At 59.0% G+C, this 16,301-nt stretch carries 14 protein-coding genes; 4 read left to right on the top strand and 10 right to left on the bottom strand.

Annotated features, from left to right (window positions below; all coding sequences use genetic code 11):
- Window positions 1-81 precede the first annotated feature (81 nt).
- The 3 genes from P0D77_RS06695 to aglM all read right to left on the bottom strand — a co-directional run bounded on the left by P0D77_RS06695 (window position 82) and on the right by aglM (window position 2,106).
- Window positions 82-282 (bottom strand): hypothetical protein, encoded by a 201-nt coding sequence (locus P0D77_RS06695; RefSeq protein ID WP_277555501.1) that lies wholly within the window; start codon window positions 280-282, stop codon window positions 82-84.
- Between the two features lie 253 nt (window positions 283-535).
- Window positions 536-667 (bottom strand): DUF7989 family protein, encoded by a 132-nt coding sequence (locus tag P0D77_RS06690; protein WP_277555499.1) that lies wholly within the window; start codon window positions 665-667, stop codon window positions 536-538.
- A 134-nt stretch (window positions 668-801) separates the two neighbouring features.
- Complete coding sequence (gene aglM, locus P0D77_RS06685; RefSeq protein ID WP_277555498.1) at window positions 802-2,106, bottom strand: UDP-glucose 6-dehydrogenase AglM; 1,305 nt, start codon at window positions 2,104-2,106, stop codon at window positions 802-804.
- Between the two features lie 109 nt (window positions 2,107-2,215).
- Between aglM and P0D77_RS06680 the strand changes: the two genes are divergently transcribed.
- Entirely contained in the window at window positions 2,216-3,292 is a 1,077-nt protein-coding gene (locus tag P0D77_RS06680; RefSeq protein ID WP_277555496.1) for an AI-2E family transporter, read from the top strand.
- Between the two features lie 697 nt (window positions 3,293-3,989).
- Here P0D77_RS06680 and P0D77_RS06675 read toward each other — a convergent pair.
- The 3 genes from P0D77_RS06675 to P0D77_RS06665 form a co-directional block, all read right to left on the bottom strand.
- Window positions 3,990-5,207, bottom strand: a complete 1,218-nt coding sequence (locus tag P0D77_RS06675; RefSeq protein ID WP_277555495.1) for a winged helix-turn-helix domain-containing protein — start codon at window positions 5,205-5,207, stop codon at window positions 3,990-3,992.
- A gap of 168 nt (window positions 5,208-5,375) precedes the next feature.
- Window positions 5,376-6,926 carry a hypothetical protein gene (locus P0D77_RS06670; protein ID WP_277555494.1) on the bottom strand — a complete coding sequence of 517 codons (1,551 nt, stop codon included), beginning with the start codon at window positions 6,924-6,926 and terminating at the stop codon, window positions 5,376-5,378.
- A gap of 116 nt (window positions 6,927-7,042) precedes the next feature.
- On the bottom strand, window positions 7,043-10,009 hold the full coding sequence (locus P0D77_RS06665; protein WP_277555493.1) for an FtsX-like permease family protein: 2,967 nt from the start codon (window positions 10,007-10,009) through the stop codon (window positions 7,043-7,045).
- 299 nt (window positions 10,010-10,308) lie between these two features.
- Here P0D77_RS06665 and P0D77_RS06660 point away from each other — a divergent pair, with 299 nt between their 5' ends.
- The 3 genes from P0D77_RS06660 (at window position 10,309) to P0D77_RS06650 (ending at window position 13,215) form a co-directional block, all read left to right on the top strand.
- Window positions 10,309-11,232, top strand: coding sequence for a hypothetical protein (locus P0D77_RS06660; RefSeq protein WP_277555492.1), 924 nt, complete (start codon window positions 10,309-10,311; stop codon window positions 11,230-11,232).
- 75 nt (window positions 11,233-11,307) lie between these two features.
- Window positions 11,308-12,414: a DNA cytosine methyltransferase gene (locus P0D77_RS06655; RefSeq protein WP_277555490.1), complete on the top strand. Its 1,107-nt coding sequence runs from the start codon at window positions 11,308-11,310 to the stop codon at window positions 12,412-12,414.
- A 399-nt stretch (window positions 12,415-12,813) separates the two neighbouring features.
- Complete coding sequence (locus tag P0D77_RS06650) at window positions 12,814-13,215, top strand: DUF5658 family protein (RefSeq protein WP_277555489.1); 402 nt, start codon at window positions 12,814-12,816, stop codon at window positions 13,213-13,215.
- Between the two features lie 24 nt (window positions 13,216-13,239).
- On the opposite strand, the gene P0D77_RS06645 is transcribed toward P0D77_RS06650, so the two are convergent.
- The 4 genes from P0D77_RS06645 to P0D77_RS06630 form a co-directional block, all read right to left on the bottom strand.
- On the bottom strand, window positions 13,240-14,073 hold the full coding sequence (locus P0D77_RS06645; protein WP_277555488.1) for a hypothetical protein: 834 nt from the start codon (window positions 14,071-14,073) through the stop codon (window positions 13,240-13,242).
- A gap of 422 nt (window positions 14,074-14,495) precedes the next feature.
- Window positions 14,496-14,723, bottom strand: a complete 228-nt coding sequence (locus tag P0D77_RS06640) for a hypothetical protein (protein WP_277555487.1) — start codon at window positions 14,721-14,723, stop codon at window positions 14,496-14,498.
- An 80-nt stretch (window positions 14,724-14,803) separates the two neighbouring features.
- Complete coding sequence (locus P0D77_RS06635; RefSeq protein WP_277555485.1) at window positions 14,804-15,283, bottom strand: signal peptidase I; 480 nt, start codon at window positions 15,281-15,283, stop codon at window positions 14,804-14,806.
- Between the two features lie 88 nt (window positions 15,284-15,371).
- Entirely contained in the window at window positions 15,372-16,217 is an 846-nt protein-coding gene (locus P0D77_RS06630; RefSeq protein ID WP_277555484.1) for a TasA family protein, read from the bottom strand.
- Window positions 16,218-16,301 lie beyond the last annotated feature (84 nt).

Genomic DNA, 16,301 nt, shown 5'->3' with positions numbered 1-16,301 from the left:
GTCGCCGCGGCTATCGGCGGTGAGAACGGCACAGGAGACGAGAGACTGCAGACGAAAGACGACGGAGTGGGTCCGACTCGACTACTCTTGCGGCGTGTACTCGACGCACCCGAACGTCACGTACTTCGTCGGTTCGCGGTCGTCACCGGGCGACGCCGGTCTGGCCGCGAGAGCGAGGTCGGCGGGGTACATCTCCGTCGTACTCCGGTCGGCTTGCCACCCGTCGTCGGCACCGCTCGCGACCGCCGCACCGTAGGAACTGAACGTCGTCTGTTGGCTCATACCTTAATATGTCTATTCGGCGCGTAAATACGTTTCTTATTCGTTACTCGAAAGTGAGTTAAGATTTGTCGAGATTGCGTGCAGGGTGGTGAAGCATCGGTACCGGGTGGCTATCAGGAATCTATCACCGGGAGCCACACCGGTTGCTCCGCGACGGTCGCTCTCGTAGGTTCGTGGTAACGCGGCGTCCGCGACTCGACCGCATAGCTGTCGCTCGGCGGTGTGGCTTCTGTAGAACGTCCGTCGGTTCCAGTTACTCGTCGTCGTCTTCGTGGCCGCCGTCGGTTCGCACGTCTGCTTTCTCGTTTCCTCGTTCCCAGACCGGGTCCGCCGATGCGCCGTGCGGCGGTGTATGGCTGACTTCTCGCATGGTGCGCTGTGTCATCGTAGCCGTACACAGAACGTCGGAGTATTTCAGCGTTGCATAACCCGACCTTAGTCACTCTGTACCATATTACGGGCCTAATACACCTAAGAGACTGCGCTGATCACGTGTCCACAAACCCCCGCCGTCGACCGTTACCAGGTGAGGCCTTCGTAGGTTATTCCGTCGCGACGCTCGACGACGCGACGACCGTCGACGACGATGGGCGACGCCATCTCGTCGAACTCCGCGTCGAGTGCGGCGAACTCGTCCCACCCGGTCGCGACGACGGCCGCACCGGCGTCGACGAGAGCCTCGGCGGCCGAGTCGGCGTACTCGATGTCCGGGAAATGCGCTCGCATATTCTCTGCGGCGACGGGGTCGTACGCGACGACGGTCGCACCGCGGTCCTGCAGGCCCTCGATCACGTCGATGGCGCGTGAGTTGCGAACGTCGTCGGTGCCGGGTTTGAACGCCAGTCCGAGGACTGCGACTCGCTTGCCGTCGACGTCTGCGTGGTCGTCCATCAGCGAGAGGAGTCGCTTCGGCTGGAGGTCGTTCACCGAGACGGCGCTGGCAAGCATCTCGGGTTCGTACTCCGCCTCGCGGGCGGCGTTGATGATGGCGTTCGTGTCCTTCGGGAAGCAACTCCCGCCCCAGCCGAGACCGCTGCGGAGGAACTTCGCGCCGATGCGGTCGTCCAGACCCATCGCGTCGGCCACCTCGTAGGAGTCGATGCCGAACTCCTTGCAGATGTTCGCGATGTCGTTGATGAGGCTCACTTTCGCCGCGAGGAAGCCGTTGTTCGCGTACTTGATCATCTCGGCCGTTTTCGTGTCCGTCTCGACGACCGGTGCGTCCGTCCGCTCGACGAGCGGGTCGAACACGGTGTGCATATCTGCGAGGGCGTGATCGTCATCAGCGCCGAGGACGACCTTGTCGGGGTCGAGGAAGTCGTGAACCGCCGTCCCCTCGCGGAGGAACTCGGGATTCATCCCGATACTAATCTCCTCCCCGATGGCTTTCCCGCTCGTCGACTCGATGGCCGGACCGATCACGTCGGCCGTCGACCCCGGGATGACCGTACTCTTGACGACGACGGTGTGGCGGTCAGCTTTCGCCTCCAACGTCGAACCGAGTTGCTCGGCGCCCGCCTCCATAATGGATAGGTCGATGCTCCCGTCATCGTGTTGGGGCGTCGGCAAGCACAGAAATGTAACCTCTGTGTCGAGGACTGCCTTGTAGTCGGTCGTCGCCTGGAGTCGCCCCGTGCCGTCCTCACCAGCGTGTGCGGCGACTAGTTCCGGAAGCCGATCCTCGTGGATGGGTGCCTCGCCAGCGTTGATTGTCGCGACGATGTCCTCGTCGATATCCACATTGACGACGTCGTGGCCAATCTCTGCGAAACACGCCGCAATTGTCGTCCCGACGTACCCCGATCCGATGACAGAGATGAACATTATGTTGTTGGGTCGACTGCGGCTATAAGAAGGTTGACTCTTGGCTGAGCTACGTCGCTAGTCAAGCGAATGCAATATATTTAGTATAGGAAGTATAACACGTAGACACGTGAACGAGAAGCGGGTTGTAGTCGCTGGATTTGGTCTTGCGGTGACTGTGGTTATTAGCTATCTTGCGTATCAGTTCATCGCACCATTGACCATCTCGGTGTTCCTCTATTATTCAACACGACGATATCACAGCACGCTTGCGCGCTTCAGGCTCTCCAAACGTGCCCGTGCCGCAATCGTGTTAGGATCGCTTGCTATCCCGCTCGTTCTGCTCGTCAGCTATGCAACGGTGTTGTTAATCGTCGAGGCTCGACGATTCGTGCGAGACTCTCCACTTGTAGATATTGCCGCAGCGAACCTCGACTGGTTTGGAGGTATCACACAAATACCGGAGCTTTCGATTACTGGGTTATATGCGGCGTATCAGGCAGGCGACCTCGCCCCATTTATTGAGTTTGCAAGTGACCACGCGTCCCTGCTGACGTCATTGGTCTCGGAGTTTTTCCTCAGTCTATTTATCGTCGTGATTGTTACGTACTATCTCCTCGTCGATGGGTATCGAATCCGGGAGTGGTTGCTGCGATTTGATGATGATGCAATCGTTCGAGAGTATCTGGAAGCTGTTGATCAGGAATTAGAATCCGTCTTATTCGGGAACTTGCTCAATGTTCTCGCAATCTCATTGATCGCTATCGCCGCCTTCAGTGGATACAACGCCATTGCACCAGCCAGCGCTCAGGTTCCATACCCAGCGCTTGCTGGCGCGCTCACAGGCGTCGCAAGTCTGATTCCGATTGTGGGAATGAAAGTGGTGTACGTTCCACTCACTGTGATCACTGCGGTCCCTGCAGTTTCCTCGGGGAATCCGTTGCTGATCGGATACATTATCGCATTTCTTGGGATTGCAATTGTCGTTGTTGACACAATTCCGGACCTTGTGCTACGACCGCTGTTGAGTGGAGACAACACGCACGTCGGTCTGTTGATGCTTGCATACACCCTTGGACCGATTGTCTTGGGCTTCTATGGCTTATTCTTCGCACCAATTGTCCTCGTTATCGGTCTCACATTCGCTGAGACTGCACTTCCGCGGCTATTAGGTGCAGAGCGGTCGCGGGCGACGGTCAACGATTGACCCTTATAAAGAGAACAGTGCTGGAGTATGTGTACTCCGGACCCTGGAACGATCGCGACCAATCGCTCGTGAGTTCACAATCGGCTGAATCCCCCGGAAATGAGCAGTACTAGCGTCCGGTATGCAGTTGTGAGGAATAACGAAACGAGGTTTGTGAACTCGGAGAGTCGGCGTCATCCATCGAAATCGGAGGGTAAAGCCCGCAGAAGGGCGCAACCCAAACTCAACTCGTCGTGTGGTCTTTGACTAGACTGGTTCGCAAGCCCACTCACACACGGCTTGCGTCTGCCGATTTCAGTGTGGACCGGTGCGATGGAGTCAACTCGTGGTGCGCGTGTGCAATCGCTCGGACTGCTGATCGCTCGTAAGATGACGATTGAACGCCTGTAGCGCAGCAGTAGCCTGTATGCGGGTCGCCGAGTCTCACCAGTCACGCCCACCCACACACAGCCGCGGAGGCCGTTCAACTCCCAACTTGCGGGGGATAGAGCCGATTGTGATCACCGTTTAAACACACGAGACAGGCTAAGACACCTTCTCCACCGATCTCAACCCGAATACACCATTGAGGTTTCCCGAATGCAGATCCGACTGGTCAAACACCACAGCGTGGCTAACCGTCTACCTCATCTCTCTTCACAAAAGCCTCGGTAACTCCACACTGGGATCCACACTGTGGTCTGCGCCTGGTGGAGTGCTATTGCTGCCCAGAGGTGACGAGACACGCCACGAGCTGCTGCTCTTCTTCCTCCGAAAAGTCATCTGCGTCCATACAGCATCGAAGGACTTTATGTAGGAGTTCCGGGTGGTGACGGAGCGATGCGGTTGGAGTAGTGTGCTCACGTTCGTCTGGGCGGCCTTTCTTCGAGAGTTGTGTTGAGAGGGTATCCAACCGGCGCGTGATCTCAGCTACACCTTGGTCGGAAGGCATCTTTTGTCGTTGTTCGCCGGCTGTCTGATCCTGACTCGTCGGTTCTGCAGCGGGAGATGTCTGAGTCGACGTCACAGTAGTCTGCGAACCCTCAGAAGGTGGATCAGCCTGATCGAACAGGTCTAAGATGAACTGCTCACGTGCGCTCCACTCCAAGCCCGGGATAGCCTTCGCTCGCAACGAGACCGTTGCTCGACTCACACCGAGTTCATCGGCGATAGCTGCTTGCGTTGCCTGCGGGCGCTTTCTGATTGCGGTCAGCGTTCGCCGCTGCTGTTGTGAGAATTCCGAAAGCGACGATGGAGCCACCCGCTCGTTGTCATTTGAGCTGTCGTTGTCAGCGTCGACCGTTCGTGATTCCGTGGAATCACTCTGCTCACTCTGAGTAATTGGACCGTCGCACTCTGCAGCGGATGCACTGCTGTCAGTATCTGGAGTGGAGTCAACAACGGGCACAGCCACACTTCCAGCCTCTGGACTAGCCCCTGCGGCGGTGGCGGGCGAATCAACAACGTGTGTAGCTGACTGATCGTCCGACCCCTCGCGGCCATCAATACGTGCAGGGTCGTGTGAGCGTTCATCATCGTGCTCAGTGTGTCGTTGAGTGCCGTCTTCACCCTCATTAGTAGCTGTGCCGCCGAGCGTGCTCGTCTCAGCTCCCCCATTCGCGTGCAAATCTGAACGGTCAGTCTGAGCGGTGTCGTGTGACTCTGCGCCTCCATCGGGTGATGCTGATGAGTCGGAATGATCGGGATGTGTTGGATTAGTAGCATCATCAACATCTGGGTGGTGAGATTCTGCGTAGCTCTCAGTCGACTCAGAGTCACCAGCAGCCTCATCAGGATCTTCAACAGCTGGGTCACCATACTCCTCAAGCACCGCCTCGATTAACTCCGCAGACGCGCCTGAAATGTCGTCAGCAAGCGCCTGAATTGACAGTGACGGGTCTTCTTCAGCTCGATCAAGAATCTTCTTGTGAATCATCGCCCGCGGAATCGACCGCTGCGGTGATGTGCTACGTGTATCCTCCCCTTGGCTCATTCCGAACCCTCGCTTGAGGGGAGGTAACACTCTGAATATATATGTATCTGATTATTATATACTTATTCTTGAATAACTAACGCCACGAGAGTTGATACAAAGGTGTGACGTTCAGCACGTCTCCCGGTTTTCGAGTGCGATTGTGATGATCGTCGGGTCATATCCCCCAGCATCGTACACACGGAATCGATCTTGGAGGAACGCTTCGTATGTAGACGCAGAGACACTTGCAGGCGCAGCTGGGAACAGATGTGCACCGGTCGTCGTCCACGAGCGTTGTGAGACAACCGGACAGTTGGGCGGAGCGCCGCCTTGGAGCCACGACGCCGTTGGCGAGACCGCCCCGCGTGCACCATCGTAGTAGTTGCCTGCGACTCGAACCTGCGTGTGAGAACTCGTCCACTGGCCAGCGATGTGGTCAACGCTGTATGACGCTGCAGCAAACTCAGATTCGGTCGTTGTGCTTGGATATGAGCCAGTATCGAGATTCACATATCCAAGTGGGAGGGTTGCAAGCACCGCCACAACCAATATCGCAAGGATCACAGGACGGACCTTGGCCGGTAGCGAGCGGACAGGCGTGTTGCTCACTAGCCAGTGAGGTGGGTCCATCCGTGCTGCGACCCCCGCAGCGACAACGAGCACCGAAAGGTGGAGATGCGTTTGTGCGCGTAATGCGGTTGCGACATATTCCGGGGTTAGCCCCGCAGTGAACGAATAACAGATCAAAATCACAGGGCCGACGAATAGTGCTAACAGCGGCAACGCAGCAGGACCGTCGTTGCCAAGCCAATGCCCGCCTGCAGCTCCGAGAAGTGCAGGAATCGCAAACGGGAGTACCAACAGCAAGACGATTTGCGGGGTTGCAGCGGTTCCAGGGAAGACAACGACGACGCTGTTGATCGCGATCGCAGCAAACACAAACGCAAGTGGAACGATTGCCGTGACTTGTCGTGCGGTCGTTGTGGTCCGGACAAACCACGGGATGCAGATGACAAGGACGACAATCCACGCGACAAAGAGCCCTGGGGCACCCTGGACGCGGTCAACATACGGAACAACGAGTGACACAGTAGATGCCCACGCATAGTAGCCAGCGAAATACGCACAAAAGCCGACAAACAAGCCAACTACAACGACCCGACCGCGTGTGAGTGGGCGGCCGACAAACGTCCCAGCGAGGAGGCCTGCGATGACGAACGCGGCGACGAGCGTGCTGAACGTGTGCGTCAGCGGCAGGGCAACGAGCAATACAGTCGCCACACCAAGCCACGAGAGGCGTTCGGTCCGGACGTACGTGTGGATTGCAAGCGCGATGAGGGGGATCGTGATTAGTGTGATTGCATCATCGTCGGGGACACCGGTTCGGCGAAGGTACACACCCTCAACAGCAAGTGCAAATGCTGCAAGGATGACTGCACGCTGCGTCCGCGAGTGTGACCAGCCCAATCCCAGCCCAAGTCGGCGAGCAAACACCGCACCAAGCAGGACTCCTGTTGAGCCAATTACGGCGTACAGCGGTTGAGCTAGCAATAATGGCGTGATACCGGTGACGCTGCTCCCAACTGACAGCAATGACGTAGAGACGAGTGCGTCGGCTCGAAACCCAGCAAGTGAGAGCTGCCCTGTCTGGACGACAGAAAGGGCATCTCCAGCGTACACGAATCCGTCAAGCGTCGCAGGGAGGTGACTCCACCACAGTGGGAAGAGCCGCGTCCCCATCCCGAGTGTGAGACACGCAAGGATTGCAAGCACACGGCCTGTTCGGCGAGTCCTCGTCATCGCTCATCACCATCTTGCGCGTTCGTCGGTTGTTGATCGCGGATCAATGCTGTGGGCGATGCTCGAAGCAGTGAGCCAGTTGCGAGCATCGCCCCGATGAGTGTCAGTCCAATCCCCGCGAGTGTCACACCGCCAAGCAGCGCCGGTGAGGCAGTCGGAGAGATACGGACGCCGAACACCGTCAAATACCCCAATGCAGCTGCAAGCTGGAGTCCCGCAAGGCCTGCTGGCACTGCAAGCATCGTGGCTCCCGCCCCGATTCGCAGCGCATCAACGAAGACAAGCCTGAGGATTTGCGTCGGTGCGGCACCTGTTGCTCGGTAGACGCCGATTGTGGGGCGGCGAGCGTGGACGGCTCGTGCGAAGGTGGCTGTCGTCCCACCGATGGTAAGTGCCGCAGCCAGGCCAAAGACGACGCCAAGGACGAGTTGTAAATTACCAAAGGCAGTCTCAAGTGCACGGCCAATCCCGGAGGTACCTTCACGCCCACCGGCAGCAAGCGCGGCAGCAACCCGTTCGTCGCCGCGGACGCGAAATTGCTCGCTCGCCAGCAGTGTGCCGTCCACCTGAACTGCCGCCTCGTACGTTCCGGGGGGTTGTCGGCCAATATCACGCCGGAGCGTTTGTTGTCCAGCGGGTGCGAGTGTGACAGATTGATCAGTGGTCTGTCCAGCGGACAGCAGAGTGACCGGAAGCTCACTCAGTGTCTGGTTCCAGGGATTCGACAGCGTCACGCTGACCGTCGTGGGGGTGAAGAGGTCTGGCGAGTCAGGGGCTACTGCAAGCTGTACGATTGGCTGTCGTGGCGCCCCTCGGATAACGGCAAGCTGTGCTTGTCCAGTTTGATTCTCGCTCGACGCTGTAATTGTGCGCATTCCTGGAGCGCCTGTCGGCACGTACGCGACACCGTCAGCGTTTGTTTGCACCGTGGTATCACCGGCATTCACAGTTGCATTCGCGACTGCAGTCCCTGCCTCATCTCGGACGCGGACTGCGATGGTTGCATTTGGCGGCCCACGGTCTGGGAGTGGCCCAATCGCGAGCGTTCCAGCTCCAGATGTCGACCCAACACGGACCGTTTGCGTGATACCTCCTGCTTGGAGTGCGACGGGGCCAGTCGTGTTCGCAGTGAACTCAACAGCAATGCTCTGTGTGGAGCCCGCCGGGAGTGTAACCGATCGCTCAGTCGTCTGGGAGCCGAAGGAGATCGAAACAGCCGTCGTCACGTCTCGATCACGACGGTTTTCGACGGTGACGGAGGCTTGGACGGTCTCGCCGACGGCGACAGTTTCAGGCGCGGAAACGTCTACCACACGGGTAGAGTCATTAGCGACTGCATTTGCTGGGAGGCGTGCAGCGCGGATGAATTGGACTCTGCCCGGCGACTTTCCAGCAAGGTGTCCCGCTGTCTGTAGTGAAACGAGGAGTTGGTCATCATAGACGCCCGGTGCGCGATAGACGCCAACAATATCGACTCTATCAACTGCACGGCGAGTCGTCCCCCCAAGCGTCACGTGGTCACCAACACCGACCTCGAGTGTTCGGGCGAGATCAGCACCGATGACAGCCTCATCACGTGTGGTTGGTTGACGGCCTTCAACGAGTGTCGTCGCAGTAATCGAAGAGAACGCGGTGTAATTCGCACCACGGACGGTGAATGGCTGCCCATCGCGTGACTCAAAGGCCAAGATTTCTGGGCTCGCAGCGATCCCTTGTGAGCGGAGTGCATCGGCGTACGTTTCAGGGATGTTACTCGCAATTGGATGGACAGCGCCGGGTTCGGTAATCGTCGCACCACCGCCGCCTGATAGCGGCCCGACAACGCCACCCATTGCTGCGACGAGGACTGCAAACGCAACAAACGTCGTAAGCGTCGCTGCTGTCGGCACAACAGCTCGAGGGTCAAGGATTGCGGGCGTTACAAGCGCGCGGAGACGAGAGCCTGCTGGCTCGGCAGGCGTCCGGTCACCAGCCTGAAACGGTGCGCGACGGACGGTTGGAAGCGCAGCGAGAATCCCACTTACAACCCCGAGTGCGACAACGCTCCCGACGATCGCGGCGAGAACGCCCGCGACGGCGGGAGTGACCGTTGGCGATAGCGAGGTTGGAAGGCCCAGAAACACTGCAGCGTTGACGGCTGCGTTGACGCCGATCACGCCAAGGGCATATCCCAATGCACTGCCGGTCAGTGTGAGAAGTCCAGCTCGTGCGGCAAACAACCCAAGGACGCTCCACGACTGCCCACCAGTTGCGCGGACAACGCGAATCGTCTCACGGCGGTCGTGGATTGTCATCCGGGTAACGCTGTAGACAACAACGCCGATGAGCACCGCACTGCCGGCGACGACTGTCACGAGCGCAGTCAGCGCTTCTCTCGTCCCGAAGACGAAGAAGGCAAGCGCTGCCCGGAATGGGACGCCTGTGTCCGGGACTGAGTCAGCGGGAACTGGGTGTACGACAAATGCGCCGGATGGGCCGAGGCGGTCGACAGTGTCGCGGTCTGTGAGATACCACCCATCAGGCAGTGGTGACGAGCGGGAGCGTGGATTGGCAGTCACCGTGACGCTTGCGCGGGTTCCCGAGAGCGTGTGCGTTTGTGCATCACGAATCCCACCAAGAGAGACACCAGCGCCATCGCCAAGCAGGAACTCAGCCTCAATTGCGTCGCCATCAGTGGCGGGTCGCGCAAGGACGGTCTGTTCTGCACCCTCAGGGCCGGTCACAACCGCAAATGGAAGTACTGCTGCGCCAGATGGGGCTGCAGCAGCAGCCGCCTCAACCGATGGATGGGTCGTGATGGTCGCGGTCGCACCATAGTCAGCCGCAAGCGTTGTGGTTTGATCACCAGCAATGAGCACCAACAGCGCTGTCCCACAGAGGAAGGCGACGCCGACGGCGACAACGAGAACCGCGAGTCTATCGCGGCGAGACCAACGACCGAGGAGGACGCGTCGATATGTCATTAGGGGTGGCTCTTTGTCGCGGGGCCAATCGACGACCAGGAGCGAATCCGGTCGATGAACAACTGAGTGCGGGTCGTGTCGTGCTAAAAATGTTCGTCATTGACATCGACATTCGCAGTCACAACCCAAGCAGTCGATTCGATTGCTATCCGCACGAACTACGCATCACTCCACTCCGCTGCGTGTGCAGTCGTTCAGCGAGCTGCTAGTGCAGTCGTCCGAGCTGTATCGGTGGCCCTCAACAGTGGGGTCGGGATTAAGACCCCTGGCACGCCACTGTCGGAGGACGAGCAAGATCAATGGATGACAAAACGGCTCAACTCATCAGTTCTCTCCGTGAAGACGACGCCAGAAAGCGAATCGTTCGATTGCTTGCTGACGACGGTACCACAGCCCAAGAGATAGTCGCGCAGACAGGATTGAGCACTGAAGAACTCACTCCCCTCTTGGAGACTGGCTTGGAGCAAGAATTATTCCAGCGAGTGGAGGACAATCGCCTCACGCTCACAGAGTGGGGAGCACGGGCTGAAGAGTTCGTCCTCGTCGAAGACTGGAATCCATCTTCGATGAGCACTAAGAAGGGGCGGACATTTGACGTCCTCTCTGACCGCAAGTGGCACTGCTCTGAGTGTGAGTTATCTGGATCACAGCCGGCAGCATACATCCGTGATTTCCGCGATGAAGGCTTCGAGTTCGTGAGTAACGTTGGTGGGAAAGGCGAGTATGACCGGCGATACTGTGAGACCTGCGATGATGAGACAACGCATCGGAAGCTCAAGTATGCCTTCCCAAGCGCGAAACCGATCACTCGCCAGGAGATGCCCGAGGCATTCAAGCAACGGGTGCGAGACCTGTATGACCACCGCGACGCCTTCGATTTATCCAGTCCCGGAGGTACACCCGAGGTCGATCACCGACGGCCACGGATTCGGTGGGACGAGCCGGAAGACTTCGACTATGAGGCGATGTCGGACGAAGAGGCCAAAGAACACTTTCAGATCCTTTCGGGCAAGAACAATTTGTTGAAGAGCCGGAAATGCGAGCAGTGTGTCGAACGCGGGAAACGCCCAACCTTCTATGGAATTGACTTCTACTATGAGGGGGGTGAAGCGTATACTGAGGAGGTTGGCTGTGAAGGCTGTGGGTGGTATAACCCACACAAGTGGCGTGCCGCAGTGAACGAGATCATCGATCACTCGCAGCTGCCAGTCACTGACGACTGAGGCAGTTGGCGTTCTCCTTGCAGCTCTGTGAACCCACCTAGAAATTGGAGCGCGTAGCGTGGATTTCACAGCAGTATGTGGGTCGAAAGGTGTTTAGTGTGCGGCAGGGTCTTCAGTCATAAGGACTCCACAATGCCAGAAGATACGCCGGAAGGTGACTCGACGGTCAAGACGCTGGACCTCTTTTGTGGTGGCGGTGGATTATCGACAGGCTTCGAGCAGGCGGGGTATGATATCGTTGCGGGAATTGACGTCAATCAGGACTTTCTCGATACGTTTGAGCACAATCACGACGATTCACTCGCAATTCAAGCGGACCTCGCCGAGGTTGACCCTGCAGAGTTCTATGACGAACACGATATCGACACCGACGAGATAGACGTCGTGATTGGGGGGCCACCGTGCAAGGGCTTCTCGATCGCTGGCAAGCGAGACCCCGAGGACGAGCGGAACTCACTCGTCGGGAGTTTCATTGACCACGTCGGCTACGTCAAGCCGAAGGTCTTCGTGATGGAGAACGTCCCGGGGATCAAATCGATGGAAGATGGCGAGGTGATGCGCAAGATTCGCCAGCGGTATGATGAAATCGGCTATTCCGTCAAGCACGACACGCTCAATGCCGCAGATTATGGCGTTCCACAGGCTCGCCGACGCGTCGTGTTCATCGGGCGTGCTGACGGTGAGGTCCCAACCTTCCCCGAGCGAACGCACCGTCCCTCCAAGCAATCGACGCTGTCTGGTGCGACCTTAGAGCCGCACGCGACAGTTCGCGAAGCGCTCGTCGAGAAAGACTTCACGGGGCTACCGAATCACGACAAGACGAATCACAGCGAGGAGATGATGGAGCGCATCTCCGAGGTCGAACCTGGCGAGAGCCTCTACGAGAGCTTCGGTGACAGCTGGCGACGACTCGAGATGGACAAACCCTCGCTGACGGTCAAAGAGAATCACAACGCGCCGTTCATCCATCCCGTCGAGGACCGCGTCGGGACTGTTCGCGAGTGTGCAGTCCTCCAGACCTTCCCTGATGACTATGAGTTCCAGGGCCCCAAGAGCAAGCAGCTGAAAGTCGTCGGTAATGCCGTCCCTGTGGAACTTGGCCGGGTGATTGCGGAGGCGATTCGCGCTGATATTGACGCGATGACTGATTCAACTACTGCGACGCCCACTCGACAGGCCTAACGCGACGACAGTTTGGTTCACACTCGGGGGTGTTCTCAAAATCTCCAGTGAACAGTGAGGCTTCCCCGACAAGGGGTATCGGGCTTGGCAGGATTCTTCCTGAGTGTGCGAACGCGTCGTATATCCAGCCCTCGGACTCGTCCCTCAGTGGATGGTGGCGAATTCACAAACCTTCACATCCCAAAGTGAGCCGCGGGACGACTTAGACGGCGAAGCCGCATCAGACCATCCTTCGACGAATACGTTTGACGCCCTCCGCAACACAGACGTTCCTGTGGTGACCCCGGTCGCCGCTGCGAACGGACTCCGGCCAATCTGGCCAGGGAGTAGCCGGGACCGCAACTATGACCACAGTCGCGCCCCGGGAGTGTTTTCACTCATCGGCGCTGTGTCACCAATATGACTGGAGACGCCGGAAGCGAGACAGAAGGTGGTGCTGATGTGACCGGCCTCACCAGCTGGTTCTCGCTGTCGGAAACACCCTTCGGCGTCGTCGAGTTCTCGCGGCTGTGGTTCGTTGCGACCCTAACGTATGGCGTCGGCGACGTCGTAACCACGCTCGCGCTCATCGGCTACTCCAATACGGTAAACGAGGCGAACGCACTGATTGCCGCCGCGGTCGGCGGGTACGGCGAAGCTGGGCTGATCGCCGTGAAGTTAGCAGTGTTCGGCGTATGTCTCGCAATCAGCCTCTCCAGCGCCCGTGCGGGCGATCGCCTTGGCTATTACCTCCCACCAGTGGTGTTGTCATTCGTCGGCGCATTCACGACGGCGTTGAACATCCGGCTGTTGATCGGTTGAATCGACCGGAGACGCGGCATCCAACTACGTGCGCCCGTCGCTTAACAGCGTCAGTTGCACGTCGAAGCTGACCGAGTCAGTCATAATGCTGTTGTCGGCGTCACGGGGGACACGCCATTCGACAACAATTGTTCGAGTGCGGTTACCCGACAACGGGACCGAGCCAAGCCTGTCGGCAATAATATCGTAGCTGACGAACTGCTGTGTGTCGCCGACAATGTACGTCCGCTCTCCGTCGCCATCAGTGATCGAAATGCGGAGTTCGAGTGCGTCACGAAGTTCGACTCGCCCAGGATCATCAGTGGCCACTTCCGGCTCCGCGAGACCGTTCTCTGCTGCTGTCTGATTAGTGAATGTGAGCTGCAGCGTCCCATCAGCGGCGGCACCGTTTCGGACACGAAGCCGGCGCTCAACCGTGTTTCCAGGCGCGACGTCGTCGACAGATAGACCACGGGCGTCCTGCTCGTCAATCGCGAGATCGATAGTGCCTGTGTTCGTCACATCGAACGAGTACGTGCGAACGCGCTGTACCATCCCGACCTGTTCGCCGTCGTCGAAGAACACCGCTGTGACGGCGACGGCACCCGAGCGAGCGACGACCGTCGCGTTGGTCGGGTTATCCAGTGCAGAGGAGTTTTCGGCGTCGACGTAGGTGTACGACGTGTTCTCGACCGCGGCCGCGAGGTCAACAGCGGTGTCGTCGCCGACGACTGTCGCCTCGCGAGAAAGTTCGTGCCACGTGCCGTCAGGTTGGCTGGCCCGGATGACGAACACCACGCTGTCGGCGTCACCCGTCCACGACGCCTGCGCGGTCACATCACCACCGATGGCGCCGACCGCCCCCGTGTCGTTTGACACATCCGCTGGAGCGGCAACTGACAGCGAGAGGGTTGGGTCGGCGAACGGTTGCTCCGTCCGAACAGAATCGTCTCCATCCTCATCGTCTCTGTCGTCGTCCGCAGCCTCCGTTACCACGGTTGGTGTCCGTGTCGGCGTAGTTGTCGTCGATGAGGGAGTCGACGTGGGAGTGCTATCCACGCCACCAACAGCAGTAGACCGCTGAGTGTCCGTCGACGGCGGCGTCACCGAGACAGGCGGCGGCGTCGGTGTTGCAGTCTCAGTCAGCGTGGATTCGGTCGTCTGACTCTCACCGCCTTCTTGCGTCAGTCCAAACTCAGGTCCGAGTGCACCGAGACCGGCACCAGTGAGGACGACACTGCCAACGATAGCGACGAGCACCGTCTGTTTGGTCACCGTGAGGCCGCTAAGCAGATCGCCGATCACTCGCCGCCACCTCCGGTCGTCGTGTTTGTCGTCGCCGTCTGGTTCGTCGTGGCCGTGGAGGTGGGCGTTGAGGTCGGGGTGGCCGTCGAAGTAGAATTCGGAATCGGTGTCGACGTGTTGTCGAGGGTCGACCCGTCTCCGGACCCGTTGTCTGGCGACGCCTCGGCAGCACCAACCGAGACGTCGACACGCTCGCTGTCCGAGAGTGCCGCGTCAGTGCGCATATCGCCAGTGACACCCACGAATACCGCCGCCGCGACTAGGAGCGTCACCGCGGCGACCGTTCGTAGTGAGCCGCCGGACATCACCCATTACCCCCGTCGCCGTCGGTCGTCGCTTCTTGATAGAGATCGTACACCTCTCCGACGGCGAGACCGACCGCCGGGATGATGATGAACACGACGATGCCGAGATCAGAGCCACCGAAAGAGATCACGTGTCCGATCAACGGGATATGGAATGCGACGACGCCGATCACGTTACTCGCAGGAATGGGTGTGGGATCTGGGTCCTCGTTGGCGTCGCCTTTGGTACGATACGACGTGCTGTCGCCGTCCGAACGAACTTCGATCACTCTGTGGGTAACGAGCTGATCGCCGCCGGGCCGCTCATAGGTGATCACATCACCCCTCTCGATGGTGTCGACAGGAGCGTCATCGACGATGACCACGTCACCTGCATTGATCTCCGGCGACATACTGTCAGAGAGAACGACGTACGAGTGGCTTGCGCCCACGACCTGCGGCACCGCGAACACGACGAACGGCACGAGTACGAGGACCAAAGCGACTGCACCAATCGTTCGCGGTTTCGGCGTCTTCATTGCTGCTCACCCGTCGCACTGCCCGTCCGTTCGTCGTCTGCGTGCACTGTCATGTGTGAATCACTGGCTGCAATTCGATCTCAACTGTTCCATCTGCGATAGACTCCTCCGAGTCGGCATCCACCGACCACTCGACGTACAACACCGCGTGCGAGCCCGGGGCGTCGTCTTCGCCCCCGGGAGAGAGTGTTCGGTCGCTTTCTGCCGTTTTGGGAACCGCTAGGTCCCATACAGGGTCCGCCTCAACGAGCGGGGCGGTCCCAGCCGCCGCCTTGTCGTCAGCGTAGCCGATGTCGACTGTCAGGGCCTTCGCGAGGGCAACTGACGCCGCGTCGTTCCTGGCATCATCGTTCACACAAGGGTTCGGGTTCGCCCAGGTCTGACCATCGATCGAGACGGCGACGAGGCCGCCGTTCCCGTTCAGTTTGGTCGTCGGTCGTCCACCAGTCTTCGATTTTGTGTCCGACTTCTCAATCGTACGCGTCTCGACCGACGTGTTGCTTTCCCCGGTTCGTGTGTGCACCTCAATGGAAATCGGGAACGCCGCATCAGCGGCGAACTCTACGTCGGCAGTACCGCACCCATTGAATTCGATCCCGGCGATGGGGCCACCGGATTTGTCCGTATCTGGGTTGGAGTCGCCGTCTGAATCGTTCGGGCGAACGTCTACAACCGTCAGGCCGAGCGTGCCGGCGACAGTGCCGTGGTTCGATACCGGGACAGTGGAGATGCCAGCGTCGCCCGGTTCGACATCCTCGATCGCGATTGTCGCCGTGCCGTCGTCACCCACCCGGAGGTCGAGCGTCCCTGTGGTGACGCTCCCAGTAGTTTGCTCTGTGTCTGAGAGAAGTGCCCACGTGCCGAGGCCGGACGCAGCGCTGGTGGCGCCGATCACGCCGAGACTCGACAGCAGGCGGCGACGGCCAATCGAACGGGTAGGATCCTGCATCAGTTCGTGTCTTTTGCTTGTCCGATATTT

Origin of the sequence: Halobaculum limi, assembly GCF_029490015.1 — an archaeon.
Taxonomy (GTDB): Archaea; Halobacteriota; Halobacteria; order Halobacteriales; family Haloferacaceae; genus Halobaculum; species Halobaculum limi.
This window is presented reverse-complemented; position numbering and strand designations above follow the sequence as displayed.